The sequence below is a fragment of the Aeromicrobium sp. P2_G6 genome, assembly GCF_056403535.1.
This window is the reverse complement of the sequence record NZ_JBFUFH010000006.1, coordinates 36,975-58,754: the sequence shown is the minus strand read 5'-3', so window position 1 is coordinate 58,754 and position 21,780 is coordinate 36,975. Positions and strand designations below refer to the sequence as shown.

Here is a 21,780-nt window from a genome sequence, read left to right as displayed (position 1 = left end):
TTTACCAGGAGAACGTGGTAAACCGTCAGCCCTGGTAGAGCTTGTCCGCGTATTGCGGGCCGTAGTACGCCTCGAGCTCCTCGATCGAGTCGTCGGGACGCTCGAGGGCCTTGGCGATCTGTGCGCGGCTGGGCACCGCGTCAGGGTGCCAGGTCTCGGGCTTCCAGAGGCTCGAGCGCAGGAACGCCTTGGAGCAGTGGAAGAAGATCTGCTCGACTGCGACCTCGAGGATCACGACCGGTCGGTGACCCTTGACGACCATCTCGTCGGCGTACGGAGCATCGGCCAGCAGCGTCGCCCTGCCGTTGACCCGCAGCGTGTCGCCGCGGCCGGGGATGAAGAAGATCAGTCCCACGTGCGGGTTCTGCAGGATGTTGGCGAAGCCGTCGGCCCGCTTGTTGCCGGGCCGTTCCGGAATCGCGAGCGTGGTGTCGTCGACGATGTGGGCGAAGCCGGCCGGATCGCCCTTGGGCGAGACGTCGCAGGCTCCCGAGGCGTCGGACGTCGCGACGAGGCAGAACGGGGACGCCGCGATCCACGCGCGGTGCTCAGGCCGGAAGGCATGAGAGTCCTTGTCGAGGACGTGCTGCAACGGGGTGCCCAGCACGTCGCGCAGCTCGGCCTCGGTCGTGATCTCGGTCCGCATGCCGAGAAATTTACCGGCGCACGTATGACGTCAGGGCGGTGAGGGTCGGGCTGGCCGGAGCCGAGGAGAAACCGAAGTGCACGGCCGGCTCGACGGGACCCAGCTCGCCGAGCTCTTCGCCCTCCCACGTCGCCCGTGCGGAGACCAGACGGCGTACGTCCTTCGCGGCATACCACTCGGTCCGGCCGTTGCCCGCCGAGCCGTACGTCCGTACGCCCGGCATGACCCGACCGGCGACCGGGTTGCAGACCCTGGCCCACGTCGCCGTACGCCGCACGGGCGCCGGCACGAGACCGAGGAACGGCGCGACCCACAATCGCTGACCGGGAGTGAAGCGCAGCTGTAGCGACCGGGTGTGGATCGACCATTCGTCACCCCGCTCGACCGACACCGGCTCGATGCGGACCTCGTCGAACGAGTACACCGACGCCACCGAGTCGGCGACGCTCTGGCGGGGAGCGAGCAGCGTGCGGTGGCCCGACGCATCCTCGACCATGACGTCGGCGAACGCGCCGAACGGGCTCATGTCCCAGGCGCCCACCACGATGCGTACGCCCGACGACGTCCCGAGCCCCGCGATGTGCCCAGTGAAGGAGCTGGTCATGCCGCCAGTGTGTCCGATGCCACGAAAAGCATGGTCGGCAGCGCTCGTCAGCGAGGGTATGATTAGTAGGTCGTCCTACTATCGGGAGTCCACGTGTCCGACATGTTCGTCCTGTCCGAAGAGCACCAGGCCATCCGCGAGGCGGTTCGCGCCGTCGCCGAGGCCAAGATCGCCCCCTTCGCCGCTGATGTCGACGAGCAGGCGCGCTGGCCCCGCGAGGCCGCCGAGGCCCTGCTGGCGGCGGACTTCCACGCGCCCCACGTGCCCGAGCAGTACGGCGGAGCCGGGGCCGACGCGCTCGCGACGGTGCTGGTCATCGAGGAGATCGCCCGCGTCGATGTCTCTGCCTCGCTGATCCCTGCGGTCAACAAGCTCGGCTCGCTCCCGCTGATGATCGCCGGTGACGAGCAGCTCAAGAAGAACTACCTCTCGCGCCTGGCTCAGGGTGAGGGCTTCTCGTACTGCCTGTCCGAGCCCGAGGCCGGCAGCGATGCCGCCAACCAGAAGACCCGGGCCGTCCGCGATGGCGACGGCTGGGTGCTCAACGGCGTCAAGCGCTGGATCTCCAACGCCGGCGAGTCCGAGTTCTACACCGTCCTGGCAGTCACGGACCCCGACAAGCGTACGAAGGGCATCTCGGCGTTCGTGGTCGAGAAGTCCGACGAGGGTGTGTCGTTCGGCGCTCCGGAGCGCAAGCTCGGCATCAAGGGCTCACCGACCTGCGAGGTCTACCTCGACAACGTCCGCATCCCCGGCGAACGGATGATCGGTGCGGAGGGCACGGGATTTGCCACCGCGATGAAGACTCTCGACCACACCCGCGTCACGATCGCCGCGCAGGCCGTCGGCGTCGCCCAGGGTGCGCTGGACTACGCCCTCGGGTACGTCCAGGAGCGCAAGCAGTTCGGTCACAAGATCGCCGACTTCCAAGGCCTGCAGTTCATGCTCGCCGACATGGGCATGAAGATCGAAGCCGCCCGCCAGCTGACCTACGCCGCCGCCGGGCGCTCCGAGCGCGGCGACAAGGACCTGACGTTCTTCGGCGCCGCTGCCAAGGCGTTCGCGTCCGACACCGCGATGCAGGTCACGACCGATGCCGTCCAGCTCCTCGGCGGCTACGGCTTCACCCGCGACTACCCGCTCGAGCGGATGATGCGCGACGCCAAGATCACCCAGATCTACGAAGGCACCAACCAGGTGCAGCGCGTCGTCATGGCTCGCCAGCTCCTCGCCGGGGTGCAGAGCACGCTCTGACGTCGACCAAGGCGCCTGACCAGCGGAAACGTTGGTCGGGCGCCTTTGCCATGTCCGCAGGACCGCCGCCGATTTCTGGCTCTGATAGCGTGACGGCACATCCACCGCGGGAGCCCGAAGCATCGGGCTGAGATGGAGCTGCAGACGCTCCGACCGTTGAACCTGATCCGGATAATGCCGGCGCAGGAAGCGAGGAGCTGAATCGTGTTGCCACGTGTCCACGTCATTACCGACCTGCCACACACGCCGCCCGAGTTGATCGACGAGATCGTCTCAGCGGGCGTCGACGCGGTGCAGGTCAGAGCCAAGCACCTCACCGACCGGGAGCTGTTCGAGCTCGCCGAGGGGGTCGTCCGCACGGTCCGGAAAAGGGCGAGGGTGATCGTCAACGACCGGCTGGACATCGCCCTGGCGGCCGGCGCGGACGGGGTCCACCTCGGTCTCGGCGACGTGCCGGTCGCGCAAGCCCGGCGGCTGGCTCCGAATGGATTCCTCGTCGGCGGAACGTGCCGCGACATCCGGCAGGCCCGGCAGGCACAGGCCGACGGAGCCGACTACCTCGGAGTCGGGCCGATCTACCCGTCGACGACCAAGACGGACCTTCCCGAGCCATTGGGCCTGACCGCACTCACGGCGATCTCCGGGATCCTTCCTGCGATCGCGATCTCGGGAATCAACGTCGATCGTGTTCCGGAGGTCATGGCTGCTGGGGCCCACGGTGTCGCGCTGATCGCCGCCGTGTCGAGGGCTCCGGACCCCATACGGGCCGCCCGAGAAGTCGTCGCGGCAGTGCACAGCGCCGCTCTGGCACAGCCGGTCCGATGAGGGTTGCCGTCATCGGCGCTGGCGTGATCGGCCTGGCCTGCGCGCACGAGCTGGTCGAGCACGGCCACGTCGTCTCGGTCTTCGACGCCGACCCCGCACAGGGAGCGACATACGCCGCTGCGGGGATGCTGTCGCCCGCCGGTGAGGCCTGGCACGGTGAGGATGCCCTGCTGCGGCTCGGGCTTGCCTCGGCCGGTATGTGGGCCGAGTATGCCGATCGGCTGTCGACGTCCTCGGGAGTCGACGTAGACCACAGGGATGCCGGAACGCTCCTCGTGGGGAAGGACCACGACGATCTCAACGTCGTGTTGCGCACGATGGACCTGCTGGCGGCACACGGTGTCGAGGCCGTGCAGCTCGGTCGTGACGAGCTCATCGGGAAAGAGCCAGCTCTGAGCAACCGCGTGGCCGGAGGCGTGTTCCTGCCGGGGGACCACAGCGTCAACCCCCGCCGGGTGGCAGCAGCATTGATGGCCGGGATCGGCGAGCGACTGATCCACGCCAACGCAGAGCCGCACGTTGTCGACGGTCGGTGCCGCGGTGTCGTCACGGATCGCGGCTCGATCCATGCCTCCGACGTCGTCGTCGTCGCGACCGGACACCGGCTCGACGAGCTGCTCCCCGGACCCCGTCGTGTCGTCCGCCCCGTGCGCGGGGAGATCGTCCTTGTCCGTACGGATGACCCACCCAGCAGGACGATCCGCGCCAACATCCACGGGCGCCCGGTGTACGTCGTGCCGCGTGCCGGCGGTGAGGTCGTGATCGGCGCGACCTCCGAGGAGCACGCCGGCGAACCGACACCGACGGTCGGTGGTGTCCTTCGCCTCCTCGAGGATGCCCGAGCGCTGGTGCCGACCCTCGATGCTGCCGGGATCCTCGACGTCACGTGCCGGATACGGCCCGGGACGCCGGACAACGGTCCACTCGTCGGTCCCTCGTCGACCCCTGGGCTCCTCGTCGCAGGCGGCCACTACCGCGGAGGAGTCCTCCTGGCGCCCATCACGGCATCGACCATACGGGCGTACGTCGAGAGCGAGGTCGTCCCCGATGTTGCCCTGCCCTTTCACCCCAACCGTTTCGACCCCCACACCGTCAAGACAGGGAGCACCGCATGAACATCACGGTGAACGGCATACCGGAACCGGTTGCCGACGGCATGACCCTTGCTGCACTGATGTCCTCGAGGGCGTTGCCCGTCAGCGGCATCGCGGCAGCAGTCAACGGAGATGTCGTCCGCGCGGCGATCTGGGCGGAGACCGTTCTCGCCGACCGGGATGTGGTCGAGATCGTGACCGCGAAGCAGGGCGGATGAGCGCGACAGACAGCCTGCAGATCGCGGGGGAGGAGGTGACCTCGAGGCTGTGGATCGGCACTGGTGGCCTGACGACCATTGCCACCATCGCCGACGTGGTGGAGGCCGCCAGACCCGGACTCGTCACGGTGTCGATCCGCCGCATCTCCGACCAGTCGGAGGGATCGCTCCTTGACGAGCTCAGAAGGGCAGACGTACGGATCCTCCCCAACACCGCTGGCTGCAGGTCGGCGAGGGAGGCGGTGCTCACCGCCCAGCTGGCGCGAGAAGCGCTCGGGACCAGCTGGGTCAAGCTCGAGGTGATCGGGGACGAGACCAGCCTGATGCCCGACGTTGTCGAGCTCTTGTCGGCTGCCGAGACCTTGGTGGAGCAGGGATTCACGGTGCTGCCCTACACGACGGACGACCCAGTGGTCGCGCGACGACTCGCCGACCTCGGCTGTGCAGCGGTCATGCCGCTGGGCTCGCCGATCGGCTCGGGCCGAGGCATCAGCAACCCCCGCGCCATCGAGTCGGTACGCGCCGCCGTCGCAGTGCCGGTGGTGCTCGACGCGGGCATCGGTACGGCCAGCGATGCCGCCCTCGCGATGGAGCTCGGCTGCGACGCCGTCCTCGCCGCGAGCGCCATCACCCGTGCCGAGAGGCCAGTGGCCATGGCGACCGCGATGCGGCTCGCCGTCGACGCCGGCCGGCTCGCATGCAATGCCGGGCGGATCCCGGAGCTCACCACCGCTCGTGCCTCGACGCCGTCGATCGGGCGGGTGGGCACATGAGCCTCTCCCGCCTGCTGGTCCTCACCGATCGCGCGCAGCTGCCACTCGGACGTTCCCTCACCCAGGCGGTCTCCGCCTGCGCCAGCGCCGGTGCCACCCACTTCGTGGTGCGCGAGCTAGATCTCTCGGTCGGTCAGCGGAAGGCTCTGGTGACTTCGCTCGCCCGGATCCCCGGCATCGTCCTGATCACGGCGCGCTGTCACCTGGAGGGGTCGAGCGGAGTGCACCTTGCGGCCGCCCAGGACGATGATGCCGCCGCCGCGATTCGCGGACGCTCCTGCCACGACGAGGCCGAGGTGCGCCGGGCGGCCGGTGACGGAGCGTCATACGTGACCGTCTCGCCCGTCGCGCCCAGCGACTCGAAGCCCGGCTACGGCCCGCCGTTCGGGCCGCCAGGCGTACGTCGCCTGGTGGCTGCGGCGAATGGCACACCTGTGTTCGCGCTCGGCGGTGTCGACGCCGGGAACGCCCGCTCGTTCCGGGACGCCGGGGCATACGGGATCGCCGTCATGGGGTCACTCATGAGGGCCAACGACCCCGCAGCGATGGCGGAGAGCCTGCTCGCCGAGGTGAACCGATGACCCCTCCCGTCGTCCTGTCCATCGCGGCAACCGACTCCGGTGGCGGGGCCGGACTGACCGCCGACCTGGCCACGTTCGCCGCGCTGGGCGTCCACGGTGCGTGTGCCGTCACCGCGGTCACCGCCCAGGACACCACCGCGGTCCATGCCGTGACGCTCATGTCGCCCGCCGATGTGGCGCGGCAGATCGACACGGTCCTCGGCGACGTGACTGTGGCTGCCATCAAGACCGGAGTCCTCGGCAGCCCGGGGACCGCCCGACTCGTCGCCGACGTGGCCGGCCGGCATCCGTCCACGCCTCTCGTCGTCGACCCGGTCCTGGTGTCCACGAGCGGCGACGAGCTCGCCACCGGCGAGGTGCTCCTGGCATACCGCCAGATCATCCTTCCTTCGGCGACGGTCATCACCCCGAACCGTGACGAGGCGGCCCGACTGCTCGGCGGCGTGGGATCGCCCGAGGACATGGCCTACGCCCTCCACACTCTCGGGCCGGCGGTCGTCCTCACCGGAGGGAATCCGGAGGGCACTTCCTGCACCGACATCCTGGTCGACCGGTCCGGAAGGCTGACCCGACTCAGTCATGCCACGGTCGAGACCTCCAACGACCACGGCACCGGGTGCACCTTCAGCGCGGCCATCGCCGCCGGGCTCGCCCACGGCCGCCCGCTCGAGACCGTCGTGCGGAGCGCCCAGGCATTCGTGGGACGCGCCCTTGCCACCTCCAGAACCTGGGAGCTCGGCCGCGGCCGAGGCCCCGTCTCACACATCCGCACCCCCACCAAGGAGAACTGATGCAGATCCATTCCTCTCACAGCACCGTCCACCGAACCGGCACGCGCGCGGACATCGCTGTCCCGGTCACCCGTGTCGCGCTGACCAATGGCGAGTCGTTCGACCGTTACACGACGGCGGGTCCGGGCGCGGATCCCGAGGTCGGCCTGCCGCCGTTGCGCTCGACCTGGATCGCGGAGCGTGGGGACGTCGAGAGCTACGAGGGACGCCGGCCGCAACTGCTCGACGACGGACGGTCAGCCGTTCGCCGCGGAGGCGCCTCCGACGAATGGCGTGGAGCCCGCCCCAACCCGGTGCGGAGCAAGGACGGCGCGGTGGTCACGCAGATGCATTACGCGCGCAAGGGTGTCATCACCCCGGAGATGGAGTTCGTCGCGATCCGTGAACAGCTGCCCGTTGAGCTCGTCCGGGCGGAGGTCGCCTCCGGTCGGGCGATCATCCCGGCCAACGTCAACCACCCCGAGGCCGAGCCGATGATCATCGGCAAGCGGTTCCTGGTGAAGGTCAACGCCAACATCGGCAACTCGGCCGTCACCAGCTCGATTGCCGACGAGGTCGACAAGCTGACCTGGGCGGTGACCTGGGGAGCCGACACCGTCATGGACCTGTCGACCGGCGACGACATCCATACGACCCGCGAGTGGATCGTGCGCAACTCACCGGTCCCGATCGGCACCGTCCCGATCTACCAGGCCCTGGAGAAGGTCAACGGGGAGGCGCACAAGCTGACCTGGGAGATCTTCCGCGACACGGTGATCGAGCAGTGCGAGCAGGGCGTCGACTACATGACGATCCACGCCGGCGTGCTGCTGCGGTACGTGCCGATGACGGCCAAGCGCATCACCGGCATCGTCAGCCGGGGCGGCTCGATCATGGCGGGCTGGTGCCTGGCCCACCACCAGGAGAACTTCCTCTACACGCACTTCGACGAGCTGTGCGAGATCTTCGCCAGGTACGACGTCAGCTTCTCCCTCGGCGACGGCCTCCGCCCCGGCTGCGTCGCCGATGCGAACGACGACGCCCAATTCTCCGAGCTCAGGACCCTTGCCGAGCTGACCAAGCGGGCCTGGGAGTTCGACGTCCAGGTCATGGTCGAGGGACCGGGACACGTGCCGCTCAACCTCGTCGAGGAAAACGTCGTGCTCCAGCAGGACTGGTGCCACGGTGCGCCGTTCTACACACTCGGCCCTCTCGCGACTGACATCGCTCCCGGCTATGACCACATCACCTCGGCGATCGGTGCGGCCACGATCGCCATGCACGGCACCGCGATGCTGTGCTACGTCACACCCAAGGAGCACCTGGGACTGCCCAACCGTGATGACGTGAAGACCGGCGTCATCACGTACAAGCTCTCGGCCCATGCCGCCGACGTCGCCAAGGGTCATCCGGGTGCCCGTGACTGGGACGATGCCCTGTCCAAGGCCCGCTTCGAGTTCCGCTGGGTCGACCAGTTCGCCCTGTCTCTCGACCCACACACCGCCGAGTCGTTCCACGACGAGACCTTGCCCGCCGAGGCTTCCAAGACAGCGCATTTCTGCTCGATGTGCGGCCCCAAGTTCTGCTCCATGCGGATCAGCCAGGACGTGCGCCGGTACGCCGAGCAGCGTGGGCTCGACGAAGCCGAGGCGCTTCGCGCAGGCATGGACGAGAAGGCCGAGGAGTTCATCGAGCTGGGCAGCTCGGTGTATCTCGAGTCGACGGACAGCGGACCCGCCTAGGCTCGTGACGTGAGCCTGCTGCCGTTCGACCTGCCGCCGACATTTCTGGCGATTGCCGACCGGGACGACCAGTGGGCTGCTTGGGTCGGCGATGTCCCGCGGATCGTGCGCGACCTGCTCGACGAGTGGGGCCTCGCGGTCGATGGCGAGCCGATGCACGGTTGGACGTCGCTCGTCCTGCCGGTACGCACAGAAGGTCGGGCGGCGGTGCTCAAGGTCGCCTGGCCGCACGAGGAGTGCCAGCACGAGATCCTGGCGCTTCAGCACTGGCACGGCAATGGTGCGGTGTTGATGCTGCGCGCCGACCCACGCCGCAACGCGATGCTGCTCGAACGGCTGTCGACGCAGGACCTGACGCAGCTCGGCGACCTCGAGGCCTGCGAGATCATCGCTGGGCTCTACGCACAGCTGCACGTTCCTGCGCCACCGCAGCTGTTGACCCTGAGCTCGTACGTCCACCGCTACACCGACGACCTCGAACGGTTGCCGAGGGACGCACCGATGCCGCGGCGCATCGTCGAGCAAGCCATCAGCCTCGGCCGGGATCTGGTCACGGACCCGGCGACGGATGGCACGCTGATCCACGGTGACCTGCACTACGAGAACGTCTTGGCCGGGGACCGGGAGCCCTGGCTGGCGATCGACCCACAACCAGTCTCGGGCGATCCGCACTACGAGGTGGACCTCGCGCTGTTCAACCGATGGGACGAGATCGTCGCCTCGGCCGACGTGCGCGAGGCCGTCCGCCGTCGCTTCCACACCGTCGTGGATGGTGCAGGCCTTGACGAGGAGCGGGCTCGCGACTGGGTCATCGTCCGCGAGACGCACAACGCCATGTGGGCGATAGAGGACGGCGATTCCGAGCGTGTGACGACCGCCATCGCGATCATCAAGGCAGTCCAGGACTAGACGTCCACCAACGTCTCCACGATGCGGTCGACGTACGCCGTGAACGCCTTGCCCGTGGGCAGCCGGTCTGGCGTCGCGTGCGCGAGCTGGGCATGGCCGAGGTAGGCCGCGTATGCCAGCAGGGCGCGGTCGCGGGCGTGAGCCTTGGACAGGCCCTGCTCGGCGAACAGTGCCACGAGCGTCGACATGCGGCGCTCCGTGACGCGCGCCAGCACGGGCGCGACCAACGGATGGTCCGCGTGTGGCTGCAGCGCCAGCTCGATCGAACCCGCACCAGGCGTCCCCACCACGGCCCCGAGCACCAGACGCAGCAGGATGCGTAGCCGGTCCGTGCCGTCGGCTGCCCGGTCGACGGCAGCGATGACGCCGTCGGTGTCACGCCGCTCCCACAGCTCCAGGGCGGCGGCAATGAGGTCGTCGCGACCCGTGAAGTGCCAGTAGAAGCTGCCTTTGGTCGCGCCGAGCGTCTTGGCGAGCGGCTCCACCGCCACGGCGGCGAGGCCGTTGCGCTCGAGGGCTGCAAGCGCGGCCGCACTCCAGTCCTCCGCGGTGAGGGAGGCGCGCGAGCTCTTGGCAGATGTCATGTCCATACGCTACCGTATGGACGAGCCCTCCATACGGAGGCGTATGGAGGAAGTTCCATGGTCATCAATGTGCATGAACGCCTCATCGCCGCACCTGCGTCGCGCGTCGGGGAGTCGCTGGACCGGATCGGCAGCGACGACGACACCTGGTGGCCGTCGCCTGCTTGGCCGGCGATGGTGCTCGAGGCGCCGCTCGCGCTCTGGGTCCGCGGACGGCATGGCCCGATCCGCTACCAGGTGACCGAGTACGTCCCCGGGCGATCCGTCGAGTTCACGTTCGACGAGCGCGTGGGACTCCGCGGCACGCACCGCTTCGACGTCATCCCGCAGGACTCCGAGTCCTGCCTCGTGCGGCACGTGGTGGAGGGCCGGACCACGGGCACGATGCGGCTCGTGTGGCCACTGGCGATGCGCTGGCTGCACGATGCTGTCGTGGAGGACCTGATGGACCGGGTCGCGACCGACGCCGGTCACCCGCCGGCTCAGCGTGCCCGATGGTCGTGGTGGGTCCGGCTGATCCGTCGGGCGACGCGTCCGCGGGTGGCAGCCGTACCGGTTCCGGACACACCACTCCTCGCGGAGGCGTTGCCGCACGTGGACTGGGCGGACGCCTACGCAGTCCGGCGGCCGTCCGGCAGCTCGTCGGACCCGCAGGCGTGGGCCGACGCAGTCTTTCGGGCGCCGCCCCTCTGGGTCGGTGCCCTGCTGCTGGCGCGGGAGTCGCTCGTACGCCTGGTGGGCATCGATCGGGCTGGTCGCCGCGCGTTCGACCCGGTGGCGCGCACGGAGGACGAGGTGCTCCTTGGCATCGACCAGAGCCATCTGGGCTTCCGCGCGTCGGTGCTCTGTGAGCCCGACCGTGTCGTCGTGAGCACCGTCGTCCACCTGCACAACCGGCGGGGCGGGCTCTATTGGCTCATCGTGCGCCGGCTGCACCCTGCCGTCGTACGAGCGATGCTGCGACGTGCCGCTGGCCGGGTGCCCAGGGCCGAGGTCGTGCCCGCTCGCTGATCCGCGCGAGCCGTGGCAGGCTGACTCCATGCCTCTTGTGACCTTCCAAGCTCTGTGCATCGATGCGAACGACGTCTCCGCGGTCCAGGACTTCTGGGCCAGCACCCTCGGCTTCGAGCTCGAGAGGCTCGACGATGACGGTGACGCCCACTTGCGGGGTACCAGGGCGGGCGAGGAGCTGTGGATCAACCGCGTCCCCGAGCCGAGGACCGTCAAGCAGAGGGTGCACCTCGACGTCCGGGCCGCGTCGCTCGAGCCGTTCGCCGGCTTCGAGCTGGTCTCGAAGCCCGGGGAGTTCCCGTGGACCACGTTCAGGGATCCGGAGGGCGGCGAGTTCTGCGTGTTCACCTACGACGAGCCACCGGCGATGAAGTTCAAGTCCCTCGTGATCGACTCGGCCGACCATGTCGCCATCTCCGACTGGTGGGCCGGCGTCATCGGCGGCAAGGTGACTCACGACGACCACGGCTACTCGTACCTCGAAGAGATTCCCGGTCTGTCGACCGAGGGCTTCGACTTCGTGCCGGTGCCTGAGCCCAAGACGGTCAAGAACCGCATCCACTGGGACGTGACGCTGCTCCCCGGAGCCACTGTCGACGACCTGGTCGCCGCGGGCGCGACGATCCTGACCCCCGCGGGAGAACGGTCGTGGACCGTCATGGCCGATCCCGAGGGCAACGAGTTCTGCGCCTTCCCGAGTGAGTGACCTGTTGGACTCGGTGCCCCGTGGTGGAATGAACCCGTGCCCGCACTCGACCTGACCACCGACGTCGTCAGCCTCACCGCCGCGCTCGTCGACATCCCCTCCGAGAGCCTGGACGAGCAGGTCATCGCCGACGCGGTCGAGGCGGCGTTGCGCCCTTTGACGCATCTCGAAGTCGTACGTGATGGACACACGATCGTCGCCCGTACGTCGCTCGGTCGTGCCGAGCGCGTCGTCATCGCCGGGCATCTTGACACGGTGCCCGCCAACGGCAACCTGCCGTCGCGGCTGGAGGGCGACATCCTCCACGGTCTGGGCACGTGCGACATGAAGGGCGGCGTGGCGATCGCACTCATGATGGCCGCGACGGTCACCGAGCCGGTCCGCGACATCACCTACGTGTTCTACGAGGGTGAGGAGATCGCTGCCGAGCACAACGGGCTGGGCCGGCTGGCCCGAGAGCGCCCCGAGCTGCTCGCCGGGGACTTCGCGATCCTCATGGAGCCGTCCAACGCCGGTGTCGAGGCCGGCTGCCAGGGCACGATGCGCGCCGAGATCCGCACCGCAGGGGAGCGGGCTCACACGGCGCGCGCCTGGATGGGCAGCAACGCGATCCACGCCCTCGCCCCCGTGCTCGACGGCCTCAACGCGTACGTCGCACGGACAGTCGACATCGACGGCCTGACCTACCGCGAAGGACTCAACGCCGTCGCCATCAGCGGTGGCGTCTCGGGCAACGTCGTCCCCGACGAGGCCGTCATCACGGTCAACTACCGCTTCGCCCCGGATCGCAGCGAGGAGCAGGCGCACCAGCACCTGCAGGAGACGTTCGAGGGCTTCGGCCTGACGATCACCGACTCCGCGCCCGGCGCGCTCCCGGGCCTGTCGCACCCGGCTGCCGCGGCATTCGTCGAGGCCGTTGGCGGCGAGGTGCACCCCAAGTTCGGCTGGACCGATGTCGCACAGTTCACGCTCCTGGGCATACCGGCCGTCAACTACGGGCCCGGTGACCCGATCTTCGCCCACAAGGCTGACGAGCAAGTACCCGTCGAGCACCTGCACCAGGTGCGCGACCGTCTCGAGAAATGGCTCACCACATGACTGAAGAACGCATGACCGACGCGAGGCAGCCCAGGCCGGACCACCGCAAGGGCCCCGTGCGCTTGCGCGGCTCGCAGCGTCCGACGAGCACGACCGACCAACGACTGCTCGATTCGCGTGGGCCGTCCGACTGGGTCCACACCGACCCGTGGCGGGTCCTGCGCATCCAGTCGGAGTTCGTCGAGGGGTTCGGCGCGCTCGCCGAGCTCGGCCCGGCCGTCAGCATCTTCGGCTCGGCGCGGACCAAGCCGGACGACCCGATGTACGAAGCGGCCCAGAGGATCGCCGCCAAGCTGTGCGGCGAGGGCTACGCCGTCATCACCGGCGGCGGTCCCGGAGCGATGGAGGCGGCCAACCGCGGCGCGAGCGAGTGCGGCGGTGTCTCCGTTGGCCTCGGCATCGAGCTCCCGCACGAGCAGGGCATGAACGAGTGGGTCGACCTCGGCATCAACTTCCGCTACTTCTTCGTCCGCAAGACGATGTTCGTCAAGTACGCCCAGGGCTACGTCGTGCTGCCCGGCGGCTTCGGCACGATGGACGAGCTGTTCGAGGCCCTGACGCTGGTGCAGACGCAGAAGATCACGTCGTTCCCGATCGTGCTGTTCGGCACGGAGTACTGGGGCGGGCTGATCGACTGGCTGCGCACGACGATGCTGACGGACGGCAAGATCGGTCAGCCCGACATCGACATGCTGCACCTCACCGACGACATCGACGAGGCCGTCGAGTGGTTCGTCGCCAAGGACGCCTGAGGTAGCGGAGGTCAGAAGCGGATCGCGTCGATGATCTTGACCCGAACGGCGATCAGGGCCGGCAGGAGTCCCGCGAGGCTGCCGACGGCCAGTGAGACGACCAGGCCGAGGACCGCAGCCGACATCGGGAACGGCGGTATGTCGGTGACGTCCGTGATGACGTGATCGGCGATCAACGGGCTGTTGACGATGCCGACCGCCGCGACCACGCCGACGAGCCCCGCGACGAACGTCGCCACGACGCTCTCCATCATGACGGAGAAGAAGACCCGCGACGTCGTGGCGCCGAAGCTGCGGCGGATGCCGATCTCGCGGACGCGTTGCTTGATCGTCACGAGGGCGATGTTGAGCAGGCTCATCGCACCCAGCAGCAGGATCAGGGCGCTGATGCCCCCGACGACGTACTTGAACGTCTTGAAGGACTCGCCGCGGTCTGAGTAGTCATTCCGCCCGACGTCGACCTGCATACCGGGGAGCTCGGACCGGAGCTCCTTGCGGACCGCCTTGCTCAAGGCCTTCGCGCCGCTCGGCGGCACCCACATCTGGAAGTTGACGTCGTACATCGGCTGGCTCGCGCTGAACCACCGTTCGTACGCGTCGAACAGGATGTAGGCGGTCGGGCCACCTGACTGCTCGTCCTTGCGCACCTGGCCGATGATCGTGGCCGTGATCGCGGTCTCGCCACGGAAGGTCACGGTCGCGGGGAGGGAGTCGGGTCCGAGGCCGAGGGCCTTGAGCATGCGGGCGTCCACGACGACGGCCGGGCTGAGGTTCTGGGCGTCGTCCTTGCTCAACCAGCGTCCCTGCAGCGGCACCATGCGCCGCAGGTCGGCGTACGCCACGTCGACCGCGCGCAGGGTGACCCGCCGAGGACCCTTGGCGACGACCGCGATCGGTTGGGACTCCCCGATGGCCGAGTGGTAGTTGACGCCGAAGTCGCGCATCGTCTCGCCGAACACGCGCCGGGTCTCCGACGCGGGTGCGGGCTCGCCGGATTCGCTGTAGGCGAAGATCCCGTACGTCGCCGGTCGGCCGCCCTCACGCTCGGCCTGCTCGACGAGTGCCTGCTTGGCGATGCTGCTGACGGCCACCGCGCTGGTCAGGGCGCACACCGCGACCCCCACCCCGATCAACGAGAGCAGCACGCGGAGCCGGTGGATGCGCAGCTCCTGCCAGGCCTCGACGACCGCCGCGGCAAATCCGGTCATGCGGGTACGTCGACGAGGCTGTGGAGCCGGCCGCCGTCGAGGCGGAACCGCTGGCGAGCCATCTGGGCGACGTCGACGTCGTGCGTGATCGTGATGAGCGCCGCACCGGTCTCGTGCGTGATGCCGTCGAGCAGCGCCATCACCTCGGCGCCGGTCTCGAGGTCGAGTGCGCCGGTCGGTTCGTCGGCGAGGACGATCTTGGGGCCGCGCACGATCGCGCGCGCGATGGCCACGCGTTGCTGCTCGCCGCCGGAGAGGCTCTCGGGCATCGAGTCGAGGCGCGCGCCCAGGCCGACCCGCTCCAGCATCGCCGCAGCGATCTCCCGGCGCTTCCAGAACACGCTCCCGGGCGCGTACATCAACGGAGCCGCGACGTTCTCGAGCGCCGTGCGGCCGGGGAGCAGGTTGAACTGCTGGAACACGAAGCCGACGTCGCGACCCCGGATGCGGGCCGCGGCGCGCGCCCGGAGCGTGCGTATGTCCTGGCCGGCCCACTCGAGCGTGCCGGTCGTCGGCCGGTCGAGCAGGCCCAGCAGGTTGAGCAGTGTCGACTTGCCGGTGCCCGAACGACCGATGATGCCGATGTGGTCGCCGCTCGAGACCGTGAGGTCGACACCCGTGAGGATGTGCAGGTCGCTGTCGTCGGGCAGCTTGACGGTCCGGGTCACCTGCGTGAGGCGCAGCAGCTCGGACATCAGCCGGCCGCCTGCCCCATGTCGACGCCCATCTCGTCGCCGCCCATCTCGTCGGGGGAGGCGCCCGGGACGAACTCGAGGATCTCTTCGCCCTCCTTGAGACCCTTGCGGATCTCGACGACCTGTCCATCGCTCAGGCCCAGCCGCACACGGCGTTCGGTCGGCTCGCCGTCCTCCAGCACCCAGACCGTGCCGGTGCCCACCAGTCCGCGGACCGCGGTGATCGGTACGACCAAGACGTCCTCGGCACGTCCCGCGTTGATCGCCATCGTCATGTTGAGGCCGTCGAACACGCGTACGTCCTCGGGGACTCGGCAAGTGATGCTGGCTCCGCCGCCCTCGCCACCACCTTCGCCCTCGCCGGGTCCGCTGTAGCCGCTGGGCTGCATGTCGTCGCCGTCATCGGACCCGGCGTCGCCGCTGCCGGTGCTGGTTGAGGGATCGCCGATCGCCAGCTCTCCGCAGGCGAAGGGCTTGGGCCCGCCGGTGATGGAGACCTGGGCGGACCGAGGCATCTTGAGCAGGCGGTACTGGTCGACCGGGTCGATCGAGCCCGTCGCGCGAAACGTGTCGAGCCGGATCGTCGCGACGGCGTCGCCCTTGGTCACCGGGTCCTCGAGCTCCTTGGAGAACCCGCTGATGCGGCCGGACTTGGAGGCCAGGACGTTGTAGTAGCGGATCTTCGGCTTGGCCTCGTCCTCGTCGTCGCCTGCTGCGGCTTCCTCGGACTTGATCTGGAAGATCGGCTCGCCGACCTTGACCTTGGCGCCGGCCTGGAAGAAGAAGTGGTTGACGACGCCGTCGTGATCTGCCTTCGCCGTGACCGGCGGGTCCACCTGGATCGTGCCCTGGAGCGTGAGCATGTTCTCGACGGTTCCGCGGCTCACGCCAGCGTTGCTGACGGGGATCTGTCCTGTTGGCTTGAGTCCGCTCCGCGCCGGCTCGGGGTCATCGCTCCCGAACGCCATGACCGCCAGGCTGATGGCGATCGTCGAGAAGATCGCCACCCAAGCCACAGGGAGCACTACTTTGCGAAAAACTCTCACGGTCGGTCGTTCCTCGCTGTCGAGAGCAGGTGGCCCCGGTTGGGAAACTGAATCGTAGCGGTTCGAGACACGTGCGACTCGAACTCGGGAAATGCCCGCGCGTCAGGCCAGACCGCGTCGGGCGACCGCTGGAGGGCGGTCCCCACGGATCGAGGAGACCACGTCGAGGACCTGACGGGTCTCGGCGACGTTGTGGGCACGGAACACCCGCGCGCCCTGCCACGCCGAGACGGCGGTCGCGGCCAGCGTGCCGGGCAGGCGGTGGTCCTTGTCGACGTCGAGGGTCTCGCCGATGAAGTCCTTGTTGGACAGCGCGACCAGCACGGGCCAGCCCGTCGCGACCAGCTCGTCGAGCCTGCGCGTCAGCTCCAGGCTGTGCCGGGTGTTCTTGCCGAAGTCGTGCGTCGGGTCGATCACGATCCCGTCGCGGCGAACGCCCGCCTGGAGCGCGCGTTCGGCCAGTCCCGTCACGGTCTCAATGACGTCGGCGACGACGTCGTCGTACGCCGAGCGGTGCGGGTCGGTGCGCGGCCCGATGCCGCCGGTGTGGCTGCACACGAGCCCGGCACCGTGCTGCGCGGCGACCGCGGCGAGCTCGGGGTCGTGTCCCGACCAGGTGTCGTTGACGAGGTCGGCGCCGAGGCGGCACAGCTCGTCGGCGACCTCGCTGCGCCAGGTGTCGACGCTGATCACCAGGTCGGGGAACCGTGCTCGCGCCTCGGCGACGAAGTCAGCCGTGCGTCGCAGCTCCTCGTCGGCGTCGACATCAGGGCCGTAGCCCGCGCGTACGCCACCCACATCGACCAGGTCGGCCCCGTCGCGGACGGCCTCGCCAAGGCGTACGAGGGCGGGCTCGAGGTCGAACGTCGAGCCGCTGTCGTAGAACGAGTCCGGCGTGCGGTTGATGATCGCCATCAGCGCAAGCTCCCCGGGCTGGAACGTCCGCGTGCCCAGTCGCAGAGTGTCCGAGGTGGATGGCAGAGTCACACTCGTGAGCGTAACGACCGGTGCCGACCTGATCGTGCGTTGCCCATGGGGCGACGACCCCGCGATGATCGCCTACCACGACACCGAGTGGGGGCGGGAGCTGCGCGGCGACCGCGAGCTGTTCGAGCGCATGTCGCTCGAGGCGTTCCAGTCCGGTCTGTCCTGGGCGATCATCCTCCGCAAGCGCGACAACTTCCGCGAGGCGTTCGCGGGCTTCGATCCTGAGGCCGTCGCCGCGTTCGGCGACGCAGACGTCGCCCGGCTGCTCGACGATGCCGGCATCGTGCGCAACCGCCTCAAGATCGAGGCGACGATCAGCAACGCCCGCACGCTCGTGGAGCTCGACGAGTCGTTCAGCGACCTGCTCTGGTCGTTCGCGCCGCCGCCCGCGCCGGCGCCGACGTCATACGCCGACGTGCCGGCGACGACAGCCGAGTCGATCGCCATGGCCAAGACGCTCAAGAAGCGTGGCTTCCGGTTCTTCGGACCGACGACGGCCTACGCCCTGATGCAGGCGACCGGCATGGTCAACGACCACCTCGCCGACTGCGTTGCGCGCGGCTGAGTCAGACCAGTCACACGCGCCCAGCGTGGCTCCCCACTTTCGCCGCCGCCGCGGCTTACCATCCGGACATGGCTTCATCGCGCAGAATCCCCCGGTCTCGCAGAGCAGTCGGCTCGGTCGGACTGCTGATCTCTGCTGCCCTCGTGGCAGTGGCAGGCATCATCCTGTCGACCGTCCCCGTCCTGATCGCGGCAACGACGTACGCGGTCCTGGCCGGCGTCGTCGCGGCCCGGCTGCTGTCCAACGAGCTCCACGACAGGCGTCGCATCTGGTCGATGGAACGGTCTGCCATCGTCGACGACAACCGTCGCGCCTCGGTGGCGCGTTCTCGTGAGCACATCGAGTTTGCGACCCAGATGGGCGCGCGGATCAGGTTGCGCGACGAGCAGCTCGCCGAGCTCCGCGACTCACTCGTGACCGCCGAGATCGACCTGGCTCGCTCGCGCGAGCGGGTGTCGGAGGAGCGTGCCCGGAACGAGGCCCTCAAGGCCGACGCAGAGTCCGCGAAGTCCGATCTCGAGTCGGCTCAGTACGACCTGGCGCGTGCACTCGACGCCCTCGTCGAGAGTGAAGGCGCCGAGATGGACGCTCGGGCCCAGGTGCTCGCGTGGGAAGAGGCGGCCTCCGCGGAGGAGCGCCGCCAGCACGACCGCTCTGCCTGACGGTTCGGCCGTCGGATCAGCGCCCGGTGAAGACCGGCTTCTCCTTGGCGAGGAACGCCTGCACCGCGACCGCGTGATCTGCTGACGCACCGGTCAGTGCCATCTTCTGGCCCTCGTGCTCGAGCGAGGCGGGCAGGTCGTGCGTTGCCGAGAAGGACAGCGACCGCTTGATCGCGCCGAGCGCCAGCGTCGGCCCGTCCGCGAGGGAACGCGCCAGCGCGGCCACCTCGGCGTCGAAGTCCTCGTCGTCGACGACTTTCGTGGCCAGCCCGAGGGCGTACGCCTCGTCTGCCGGGATCGTGCGCGGCTGCATCAGCAGCTCGGTCGCCTTGCCGAACCCGACGAGCCGGGGGAGGGTCCACGAGGAGCCGGTGTCACAGGACAGGGCGATGCCGGCGAATGCCAGGTTGAACCCGGCCGAACGGCGTACGAGGCGGAAGTCGGCGGCGAACGCGAGAGAGGCCCCGGCGCCCGCAGCGACACCGTTGACCGCCGCGATGACGGGCTTGGGCATCGTCGCGATCGCGGTGACGGCGGGGTTGTAGTGCTCGGCGACCGTCGTGCCTAATGACGAGCTCTCGGACTGCAGGTCGGCGACGTGCTCCTTGAGGTCCTGGCCGACGCAGAAGGCCCGTCCGGTGCCGGTCAGGACGGTGCAACGCACGGCACTGTCGGCCGCTGCGGCGTGCAGCGAATCGCGCAGCGCGATCTTCGTTGCGAGCGTCAGGCTGTTCATCCCGTCGGGACGGTTGAACGTCACCGTGCCCACGCCGTCGACCACCTCGTAGGTGACAGGTGGTGCGCTCTGATCGGTCATCGGTGCCTCCTGGTGGTACTGCGGTCGAACGTGCTTCGGCCATAGGCGATAATAGGAGGCACGCTTCCCGCCGTAGCGGTGGGAGCTCCAGATCGAGAGGGGAACTGATGGCCGCCATGAAGCCACGGACCGGAGACGGCCCGATGGAGGTCACCAAGGAAGGGCGCTGCATCGTCATGCGCGTCCCGCTCGAGGGCGGCGGACGTCTCGTTGTCGAGCTCAACAATGAGGAAGCGGCCACGTTGGGCGACCAGCTCAAAGCCGTCTGATGTACGGGCTGACCGTTCGCTGGTCATTGGCCGACGCCCCCAAAGGCACACTCAAGGCTCTCCGCTCGTACGTGGAGGATGAGTCCTTCTCGAAGTTCGCAGGGCTCGACGGCCTGCGCTTCAAGACCTGGCGCGCCCGCAAGGGCGAGTGGTTCGAGGGCAGCTATGTGTTCGTCTCCGACGAGGCGCGCGCCGCATTCCAGGACAACTTCGAGAAGATCGCCGCCGACTCGGCCGGCTCCAAGATCATCGGCAGCCCGCCCGTCACGATCGAGCCCTATGAGGTCGTCGCTGTCGTACGCGGCCCTGCCGGATTCCGCTCGTCAGCCAGCTTCGAGCACGACAAGCGCGACGACGACTAGTCGTCCGGGTGCCCCAGGGGTCCGGTCGCCGTGCCGGCCGGCACCTTCTCGACGGTCAGCAGCTCCTCGCGCCCGCTGCCGCCCGCGATGTCAAGCGTGAGCACCTGGCCGACGCCGCGGGCGTAGAACTTGTACTCCAGCACATCCGGCTCGATCGCCGACGTGTCCTTCGTGAGCACCGCCGAGGTGAAGTGGCCGTATTTCACGTCGACCATCTCGCGTGCGCTCAGCACTTCGCCGTTGTCCTCGGCCTCGCCACGGTAGTACTCCTGGCGATACGCCAGTCCGGGCCGCGGGTGTGCTGGCATGACGACTCCGGCCATCGCTCCGTCGACCCCGGCCTCGAACGAGCCCTCCGACGTCACCTTCTTGCCATCCTCGAACTCCGCCGTGTCCTCCCCGAGGTACCAGACGTTCCCCTCAGCATCCTGGGCGTACCAGTCGAAGGTGTCCTCGACGATCTCACCATCCTCCGAGACGGTGTCGCGGACGACGCGCGCCGTGACGCCGTTGGCGACCTTGCGCGTCTTGCTCGTCACCGTGACGACAACCGTTGCGACGCTCCCGTCGCCGCCCACCTCCCGGAACGTCGACTGGGTGCCCGGCACCAACGGCAGATAGGGATTGTCGATCGTCGTCGTGAAGTCCTTCGGATCCAGCGTCATCGCCTCACCGCCTCGTGGCAGTTCACGCGAACTGGTCGTGGGTTCGTCGCTCCCCCCGGAGCACGCCGCGACCACGGCGATGCCTGCGAGTGCGGTGAGCACGCGGTGTGATGAGTTCATGTCCAATCCTCTCGTCCACCACGAGATTGCGTCGTCGGCGCTGAATGCCGGCTGAATCGCCGCAAAGGCTTGTTCAGCAGGTATTCAGCGGGGCCGGCTTAGCGTGGCTAGTCTGAAGACGGCTACCGGGAGACGACCATGAAGGTGCTCCTCGTCGATGACGACGAAAAGCTCACCGCAGCGGTGAAGCGCGGCCTCCAGCCCGAGGGCTTCACCGTCGACATCGCCCACAACGGCGTCGACGGGCTGTGGCGGGCGACCGAGGGGTCGTACGACGTCGTGGTGCTCGACCTGATGCTTCCCGGGCTCAACGGCTATCGCGTGTGCAGTGACCTGCGGGCTGCGGGCATCTGGACGCCGATCCTGATGCTGACAGCGATGGACGGCGAGCTCGACGAGGCGGAGGGATTGGACCTCGGGGCCGACGACTACGTGGTCAAGCCGTTCTCGTTCCCCGTGCTGGTCTCCCGCCTGCGTGCCCTGGTCCGTCGCGGCAGCACCTCTGCGCCCGTCCCGGTGGCCGCAGGAGATCTCGAGGTCGATCCGCTCGGCCATCGCGTACGAGTCGGTGACGGTGAGCTGTCGGTCACCTCACGGGAGTTCGATGTCCTGTTCCACCTGGTACGCAACTGCGGTCGGGTGGTGTCCAAGCATCAGATGATCGACGAGGTGTGGAGCGACGACTTCGATGGCGATCCCAACATCGTCGAGGTCTACGTCGGCAGGCTCCGGCGCAAGCTCGAGCAGCGGTCGAGCCAAGCCACGATCGAGACCGTACGCGGTGCGGGCTACCGGCTGAGCGCGGGCTGACATGGTC

The 21,780-nt window shown here is 68.7% G+C and carries 27 protein-coding genes and 1 riboswitch; of the genes, 18 read left to right on the top strand and 9 right to left on the bottom strand.

Annotated elements, in window-relative coordinates:
• Positions 1 to 25 precede the first annotated feature (25 nt).
• On the bottom strand, positions 26 to 646 hold the full coding sequence (locus AC1DVU_RS18100; RefSeq protein WP_476923864.1) for a pyridoxamine 5'-phosphate oxidase family protein: 621 nt from the start codon (positions 644 to 646) through the stop codon (positions 26 to 28).
• A gap of 10 nt (positions 647 to 656) precedes the next feature.
• Positions 657 to 1,250 (bottom strand): hypothetical protein, encoded by a 594-nt coding sequence (locus tag AC1DVU_RS18095; protein ID WP_476923863.1) that lies wholly within the window; start codon positions 1,248 to 1,250, stop codon positions 657 to 659.
• A 102-nt stretch (positions 1,251 to 1,352) separates the two neighbouring features.
• Here AC1DVU_RS18095 and AC1DVU_RS18090 point away from each other — a divergent pair, with 102 nt between their 5' ends.
• The 9 genes from AC1DVU_RS18090 to AC1DVU_RS18050 all read left to right on the top strand — a co-directional run bounded on the left by AC1DVU_RS18090 (position 1,353) and on the right by AC1DVU_RS18050 (position 9,416).
• The gene (locus AC1DVU_RS18090) at positions 1,353 to 2,504 is read left to right on the top strand and encodes an acyl-CoA dehydrogenase family protein (RefSeq protein WP_476924079.1); all 1,152 of its coding nucleotides are present in this window, start codon (positions 1,353 to 1,355) and stop codon (positions 2,502 to 2,504) included.
• 96 nt (positions 2,505 to 2,600) lie between these two features.
• Positions 2,601 to 2,711, top strand: a riboswitch (TPP riboswitch).
• On the top strand, positions 2,709 to 3,329 hold the full coding sequence (thiE, locus tag AC1DVU_RS18085) for a thiamine phosphate synthase (protein ID WP_476923862.1): 621 nt from the start codon (positions 2,709 to 2,711) through the stop codon (positions 3,327 to 3,329). (Overlaps the previous riboswitch by 3 nt.)
• The gene (gene thiO, locus AC1DVU_RS18080; RefSeq protein WP_476923861.1) at positions 3,326 to 4,444 is read left to right on the top strand and encodes a glycine oxidase ThiO; all 1,119 of its coding nucleotides are present in this window, start codon (positions 3,326 to 3,328) and stop codon (positions 4,442 to 4,444) included. The genes thiE and thiO overlap by 4 nt, the downstream gene beginning before the upstream one ends.
• Positions 4,441 to 4,641: a sulfur carrier protein ThiS gene (gene thiS / locus AC1DVU_RS18075; protein WP_476923860.1), complete on the top strand. Its 201-nt coding sequence runs from the start codon at positions 4,441 to 4,443 to the stop codon at positions 4,639 to 4,641. Before thiO ends, thiS begins: the two co-directional genes overlap by 4 nt.
• On the top strand, positions 4,638 to 5,414 hold the full coding sequence (locus tag AC1DVU_RS18070) for a thiazole synthase (protein ID WP_476923859.1): 777 nt from the start codon (positions 4,638 to 4,640) through the stop codon (positions 5,412 to 5,414). Before thiS ends, AC1DVU_RS18070 begins: the two co-directional genes overlap by 4 nt.
• On the top strand, positions 5,411 to 5,995 hold the full coding sequence (locus AC1DVU_RS18065) for a thiamine phosphate synthase (protein WP_476923858.1): 585 nt from the start codon (positions 5,411 to 5,413) through the stop codon (positions 5,993 to 5,995). Before AC1DVU_RS18070 ends, AC1DVU_RS18065 begins: the two co-directional genes overlap by 4 nt.
• The gene (gene thiD, locus AC1DVU_RS18060) at positions 5,992 to 6,786 is read left to right on the top strand and encodes a bifunctional hydroxymethylpyrimidine kinase/phosphomethylpyrimidine kinase (protein ID WP_476923857.1); all 795 of its coding nucleotides are present in this window, start codon (positions 5,992 to 5,994) and stop codon (positions 6,784 to 6,786) included. The genes AC1DVU_RS18065 and thiD overlap by 4 nt, the downstream gene beginning before the upstream one ends.
• The gene (thiC, locus tag AC1DVU_RS18055) at positions 6,786 to 8,507 is read left to right on the top strand and encodes a phosphomethylpyrimidine synthase ThiC (RefSeq protein ID WP_476923856.1); all 1,722 of its coding nucleotides are present in this window, start codon (positions 6,786 to 6,788) and stop codon (positions 8,505 to 8,507) included. The genes thiD and thiC overlap by 1 nt, the downstream gene beginning before the upstream one ends.
• Positions 8,508 to 8,516: 9 nt before the next feature.
• Positions 8,517 to 9,416 carry an aminoglycoside phosphotransferase family protein gene (locus AC1DVU_RS18050; RefSeq protein ID WP_476923855.1) on the top strand — a complete coding sequence of 300 codons (900 nt, stop codon included), beginning with the start codon at positions 8,517 to 8,519 and terminating at the stop codon, positions 9,414 to 9,416.
• On the opposite strand, the gene AC1DVU_RS18045 is transcribed toward AC1DVU_RS18050, so the two are convergent.
• Positions 9,413 to 10,000 carry a TetR family transcriptional regulator gene (locus tag AC1DVU_RS18045; protein ID WP_476923854.1) on the bottom strand — a complete coding sequence of 196 codons (588 nt, stop codon included), beginning with the start codon at positions 9,998 to 10,000 and terminating at the stop codon, positions 9,413 to 9,415. The two genes, AC1DVU_RS18050 and AC1DVU_RS18045, sit on opposite strands and share 4 nt — an antisense overlap.
• A gap of 57 nt (positions 10,001 to 10,057) precedes the next feature.
• Between AC1DVU_RS18045 and AC1DVU_RS18040 the strand changes: the two genes are divergently transcribed.
• Genes AC1DVU_RS18040 through AC1DVU_RS18025 form a run of 4 tightly spaced genes read left to right on the top strand, consistent with a single transcriptional unit; the run spans position 10,058 to position 13,567 of the window.
• Positions 10,058 to 11,011, top strand: a complete 954-nt coding sequence (locus AC1DVU_RS18040) for a DUF2867 domain-containing protein (protein WP_476923853.1) — start codon at positions 10,058 to 10,060, stop codon at positions 11,009 to 11,011.
• Between the two features lie 28 nt (positions 11,012 to 11,039).
• On the top strand, positions 11,040 to 11,717 hold the full coding sequence (locus AC1DVU_RS18035; protein WP_476923852.1) for a VOC family protein: 678 nt from the start codon (positions 11,040 to 11,042) through the stop codon (positions 11,715 to 11,717).
• 36 nt (positions 11,718 to 11,753) lie between these two features.
• A complete protein-coding gene (gene dapE / locus AC1DVU_RS18030) occupies positions 11,754 to 12,815 on the top strand; it encodes a succinyl-diaminopimelate desuccinylase (protein ID WP_476923851.1) in 1,062 nt (353 codons plus the stop codon).
• On the top strand, positions 12,812 to 13,567 hold the full coding sequence (locus AC1DVU_RS18025; protein WP_476923850.1) for an LOG family protein: 756 nt from the start codon (positions 12,812 to 12,814) through the stop codon (positions 13,565 to 13,567). The genes dapE and AC1DVU_RS18025 overlap by 4 nt, the downstream gene beginning before the upstream one ends.
• A gap of 11 nt (positions 13,568 to 13,578) precedes the next feature.
• On the opposite strand, the gene AC1DVU_RS18020 is transcribed toward AC1DVU_RS18025, so the two are convergent.
• The 4 genes from AC1DVU_RS18020 to folP all read right to left on the bottom strand — a co-directional run bounded on the left by AC1DVU_RS18020 (position 13,579) and on the right by folP (position 17,503).
• Complete coding sequence (locus tag AC1DVU_RS18020) at positions 13,579 to 14,775, bottom strand: ABC transporter permease (RefSeq protein ID WP_476923849.1); 1,197 nt, start codon at positions 14,773 to 14,775, stop codon at positions 13,579 to 13,581.
• The gene (locus AC1DVU_RS18015) at positions 14,772 to 15,470 is read right to left on the bottom strand and encodes an ABC transporter ATP-binding protein (protein WP_476923848.1); all 699 of its coding nucleotides are present in this window, start codon (positions 15,468 to 15,470) and stop codon (positions 14,772 to 14,774) included. Before AC1DVU_RS18015 ends, AC1DVU_RS18020 begins: the two co-directional genes overlap by 4 nt.
• Positions 15,470 to 16,486, bottom strand: a complete 1,017-nt coding sequence (locus tag AC1DVU_RS18010) for an efflux RND transporter periplasmic adaptor subunit (RefSeq protein WP_476923847.1) — start codon at positions 16,484 to 16,486, stop codon at positions 15,470 to 15,472. Before AC1DVU_RS18010 ends, AC1DVU_RS18015 begins: the two co-directional genes overlap by 1 nt.
• Before the next feature lie 132 nt (positions 16,487 to 16,618).
• Positions 16,619 to 17,503, bottom strand: coding sequence for a dihydropteroate synthase (gene folP, locus AC1DVU_RS18005; RefSeq protein ID WP_476923846.1), 885 nt, complete (start codon positions 17,501 to 17,503; stop codon positions 16,619 to 16,621).
• Between the two features lie 4 nt (positions 17,504 to 17,507).
• Here folP and AC1DVU_RS18000 point away from each other — a divergent pair, with 4 nt between their 5' ends.
• Together AC1DVU_RS18000 and AC1DVU_RS17995 are read left to right on the top strand one after the other, a co-directional pair.
• Positions 17,508 to 18,068, top strand: a complete 561-nt coding sequence (locus AC1DVU_RS18000) for a DNA-3-methyladenine glycosylase I (RefSeq protein ID WP_476923845.1) — start codon at positions 17,508 to 17,510, stop codon at positions 18,066 to 18,068.
• Positions 18,069 to 18,136: 68 nt separating this feature from the next.
• Positions 18,137 to 18,730 carry a hypothetical protein gene (locus AC1DVU_RS17995; RefSeq protein WP_476923844.1) on the top strand — a complete coding sequence of 198 codons (594 nt, stop codon included), beginning with the start codon at positions 18,137 to 18,139 and terminating at the stop codon, positions 18,728 to 18,730.
• 16 nt (positions 18,731 to 18,746) lie between these two features.
• On the opposite strand, the gene AC1DVU_RS17990 is transcribed toward AC1DVU_RS17995, so the two are convergent.
• The gene (locus AC1DVU_RS17990; protein WP_476923843.1) at positions 18,747 to 19,547 is read right to left on the bottom strand and encodes an enoyl-CoA hydratase-related protein; all 801 of its coding nucleotides are present in this window, start codon (positions 19,545 to 19,547) and stop codon (positions 18,747 to 18,749) included.
• Positions 19,548 to 19,654: 107 nt separating this feature from the next.
• On the opposite strand from AC1DVU_RS17990, the gene AC1DVU_RS17985 reads away from it, so the two are divergent.
• Positions 19,655 to 19,816, top strand: a complete 162-nt coding sequence (locus tag AC1DVU_RS17985) for a DUF3117 domain-containing protein (protein ID WP_082530405.1) — start codon at positions 19,655 to 19,657, stop codon at positions 19,814 to 19,816.
• A gap of 71 nt (positions 19,817 to 19,887) precedes the next feature.
• Complete coding sequence (locus AC1DVU_RS17980) at positions 19,888 to 20,178, top strand: hypothetical protein (RefSeq protein ID WP_476923842.1); 291 nt, start codon at positions 19,888 to 19,890, stop codon at positions 20,176 to 20,178.
• Here AC1DVU_RS17980 and AC1DVU_RS17975 read toward each other — a convergent pair.
• Entirely contained in the window at positions 20,175 to 20,963 is a 789-nt protein-coding gene (locus tag AC1DVU_RS17975; protein WP_476923841.1) for a hypothetical protein, read from the bottom strand. The genes AC1DVU_RS17980 and AC1DVU_RS17975 overlap by 4 nt on opposite strands.
• A 138-nt stretch (positions 20,964 to 21,101) precedes the next feature.
• Here AC1DVU_RS17975 and AC1DVU_RS17970 point away from each other — a divergent pair, with 138 nt between their 5' ends.
• Entirely contained in the window at positions 21,102 to 21,773 is a 672-nt protein-coding gene (locus tag AC1DVU_RS17970; protein ID WP_476923840.1) for a response regulator transcription factor, read from the top strand.
• The last annotated feature ends 7 nt before the right edge of the window (positions 21,774 to 21,780 follow it).

What these genes read in the sequence shown, in the direction of transcription:
- AC1DVU_RS18100 (WP_476923864.1), bottom strand. Translation starts at nt 646, where the DNA reads ATGCGGACCGAGATCACGACCGAGGCCGAGCTGCGCGACGTGCTGGGC.
- AC1DVU_RS18095 (WP_476923863.1), bottom strand. Translation starts at nt 1,250, where the DNA reads ATGACCAGCTCCTTCACTGGGCACATCGCGGGGCTCGGGACGTCGTCG.
- AC1DVU_RS18090 (WP_476924079.1), top strand. Translation starts at nt 1,353, where the DNA reads ATGTTCGTCCTGTCCGAAGAGCACCAGGCCATCCGCGAGGCGGTTCGC.
- thiO (WP_476923861.1), top strand. Translation starts at nt 3,326, where the DNA reads ATGAGGGTTGCCGTCATCGGCGCTGGCGTGATCGGCCTGGCCTGCGCG.
- thiS (WP_476923860.1), top strand. Translation starts at nt 4,441, where the DNA reads ATGAACATCACGGTGAACGGCATACCGGAACCGGTTGCCGACGGCATG.
- AC1DVU_RS18070 (WP_476923859.1), top strand. Translation starts at nt 4,638, where the DNA reads ATGAGCGCGACAGACAGCCTGCAGATCGCGGGGGAGGAGGTGACCTCG.
- AC1DVU_RS18065 (WP_476923858.1), top strand. Translation starts at nt 5,411, where the DNA reads ATGAGCCTCTCCCGCCTGCTGGTCCTCACCGATCGCGCGCAGCTGCCA.
- thiD (WP_476923857.1), top strand. Translation starts at nt 5,992, where the DNA reads ATGACCCCTCCCGTCGTCCTGTCCATCGCGGCAACCGACTCCGGTGGC.
- thiC (WP_476923856.1), top strand. Translation starts at nt 6,786, where the DNA reads ATGCAGATCCATTCCTCTCACAGCACCGTCCACCGAACCGGCACGCGC.
- AC1DVU_RS18045 (WP_476923854.1), bottom strand. Translation starts at nt 10,000, where the DNA reads ATGACATCTGCCAAGAGCTCGCGCGCCTCCCTCACCGCGGAGGACTGG.
- AC1DVU_RS18040 (WP_476923853.1), top strand. Translation starts at nt 10,058, where the DNA reads ATGGTCATCAATGTGCATGAACGCCTCATCGCCGCACCTGCGTCGCGC.
- AC1DVU_RS18035 (WP_476923852.1), top strand. Translation starts at nt 11,040, where the DNA reads ATGCCTCTTGTGACCTTCCAAGCTCTGTGCATCGATGCGAACGACGTC.
- AC1DVU_RS18025 (WP_476923850.1), top strand. Translation starts at nt 12,812, where the DNA reads ATGACTGAAGAACGCATGACCGACGCGAGGCAGCCCAGGCCGGACCAC.
- AC1DVU_RS18020 (WP_476923849.1), bottom strand. Translation starts at nt 14,775, where the DNA reads ATGACCGGATTTGCCGCGGCGGTCGTCGAGGCCTGGCAGGAGCTGCGC.
- AC1DVU_RS18015 (WP_476923848.1), bottom strand. Translation starts at nt 15,470, where the DNA reads ATGTCCGAGCTGCTGCGCCTCACGCAGGTGACCCGGACCGTCAAGCTG.
- AC1DVU_RS17995 (WP_476923844.1), top strand. Translation starts at nt 18,137, where the DNA reads ATGGCTTCATCGCGCAGAATCCCCCGGTCTCGCAGAGCAGTCGGCTCG.
- AC1DVU_RS17990 (WP_476923843.1), bottom strand. Translation starts at nt 19,547, where the DNA reads ATGACCGATCAGAGCGCACCACCTGTCACCTACGAGGTGGTCGACGGC.
- AC1DVU_RS17985 (WP_082530405.1), top strand. Translation starts at nt 19,655, where the DNA reads ATGGCCGCCATGAAGCCACGGACCGGAGACGGCCCGATGGAGGTCACC.
- AC1DVU_RS17975 (WP_476923841.1), bottom strand. Translation starts at nt 20,963, where the DNA reads ATGAACTCATCACACCGCGTGCTCACCGCACTCGCAGGCATCGCCGTG.
- AC1DVU_RS17970 (WP_476923840.1), top strand. Translation starts at nt 21,102, where the DNA reads ATGAAGGTGCTCCTCGTCGATGACGACGAAAAGCTCACCGCAGCGGTG.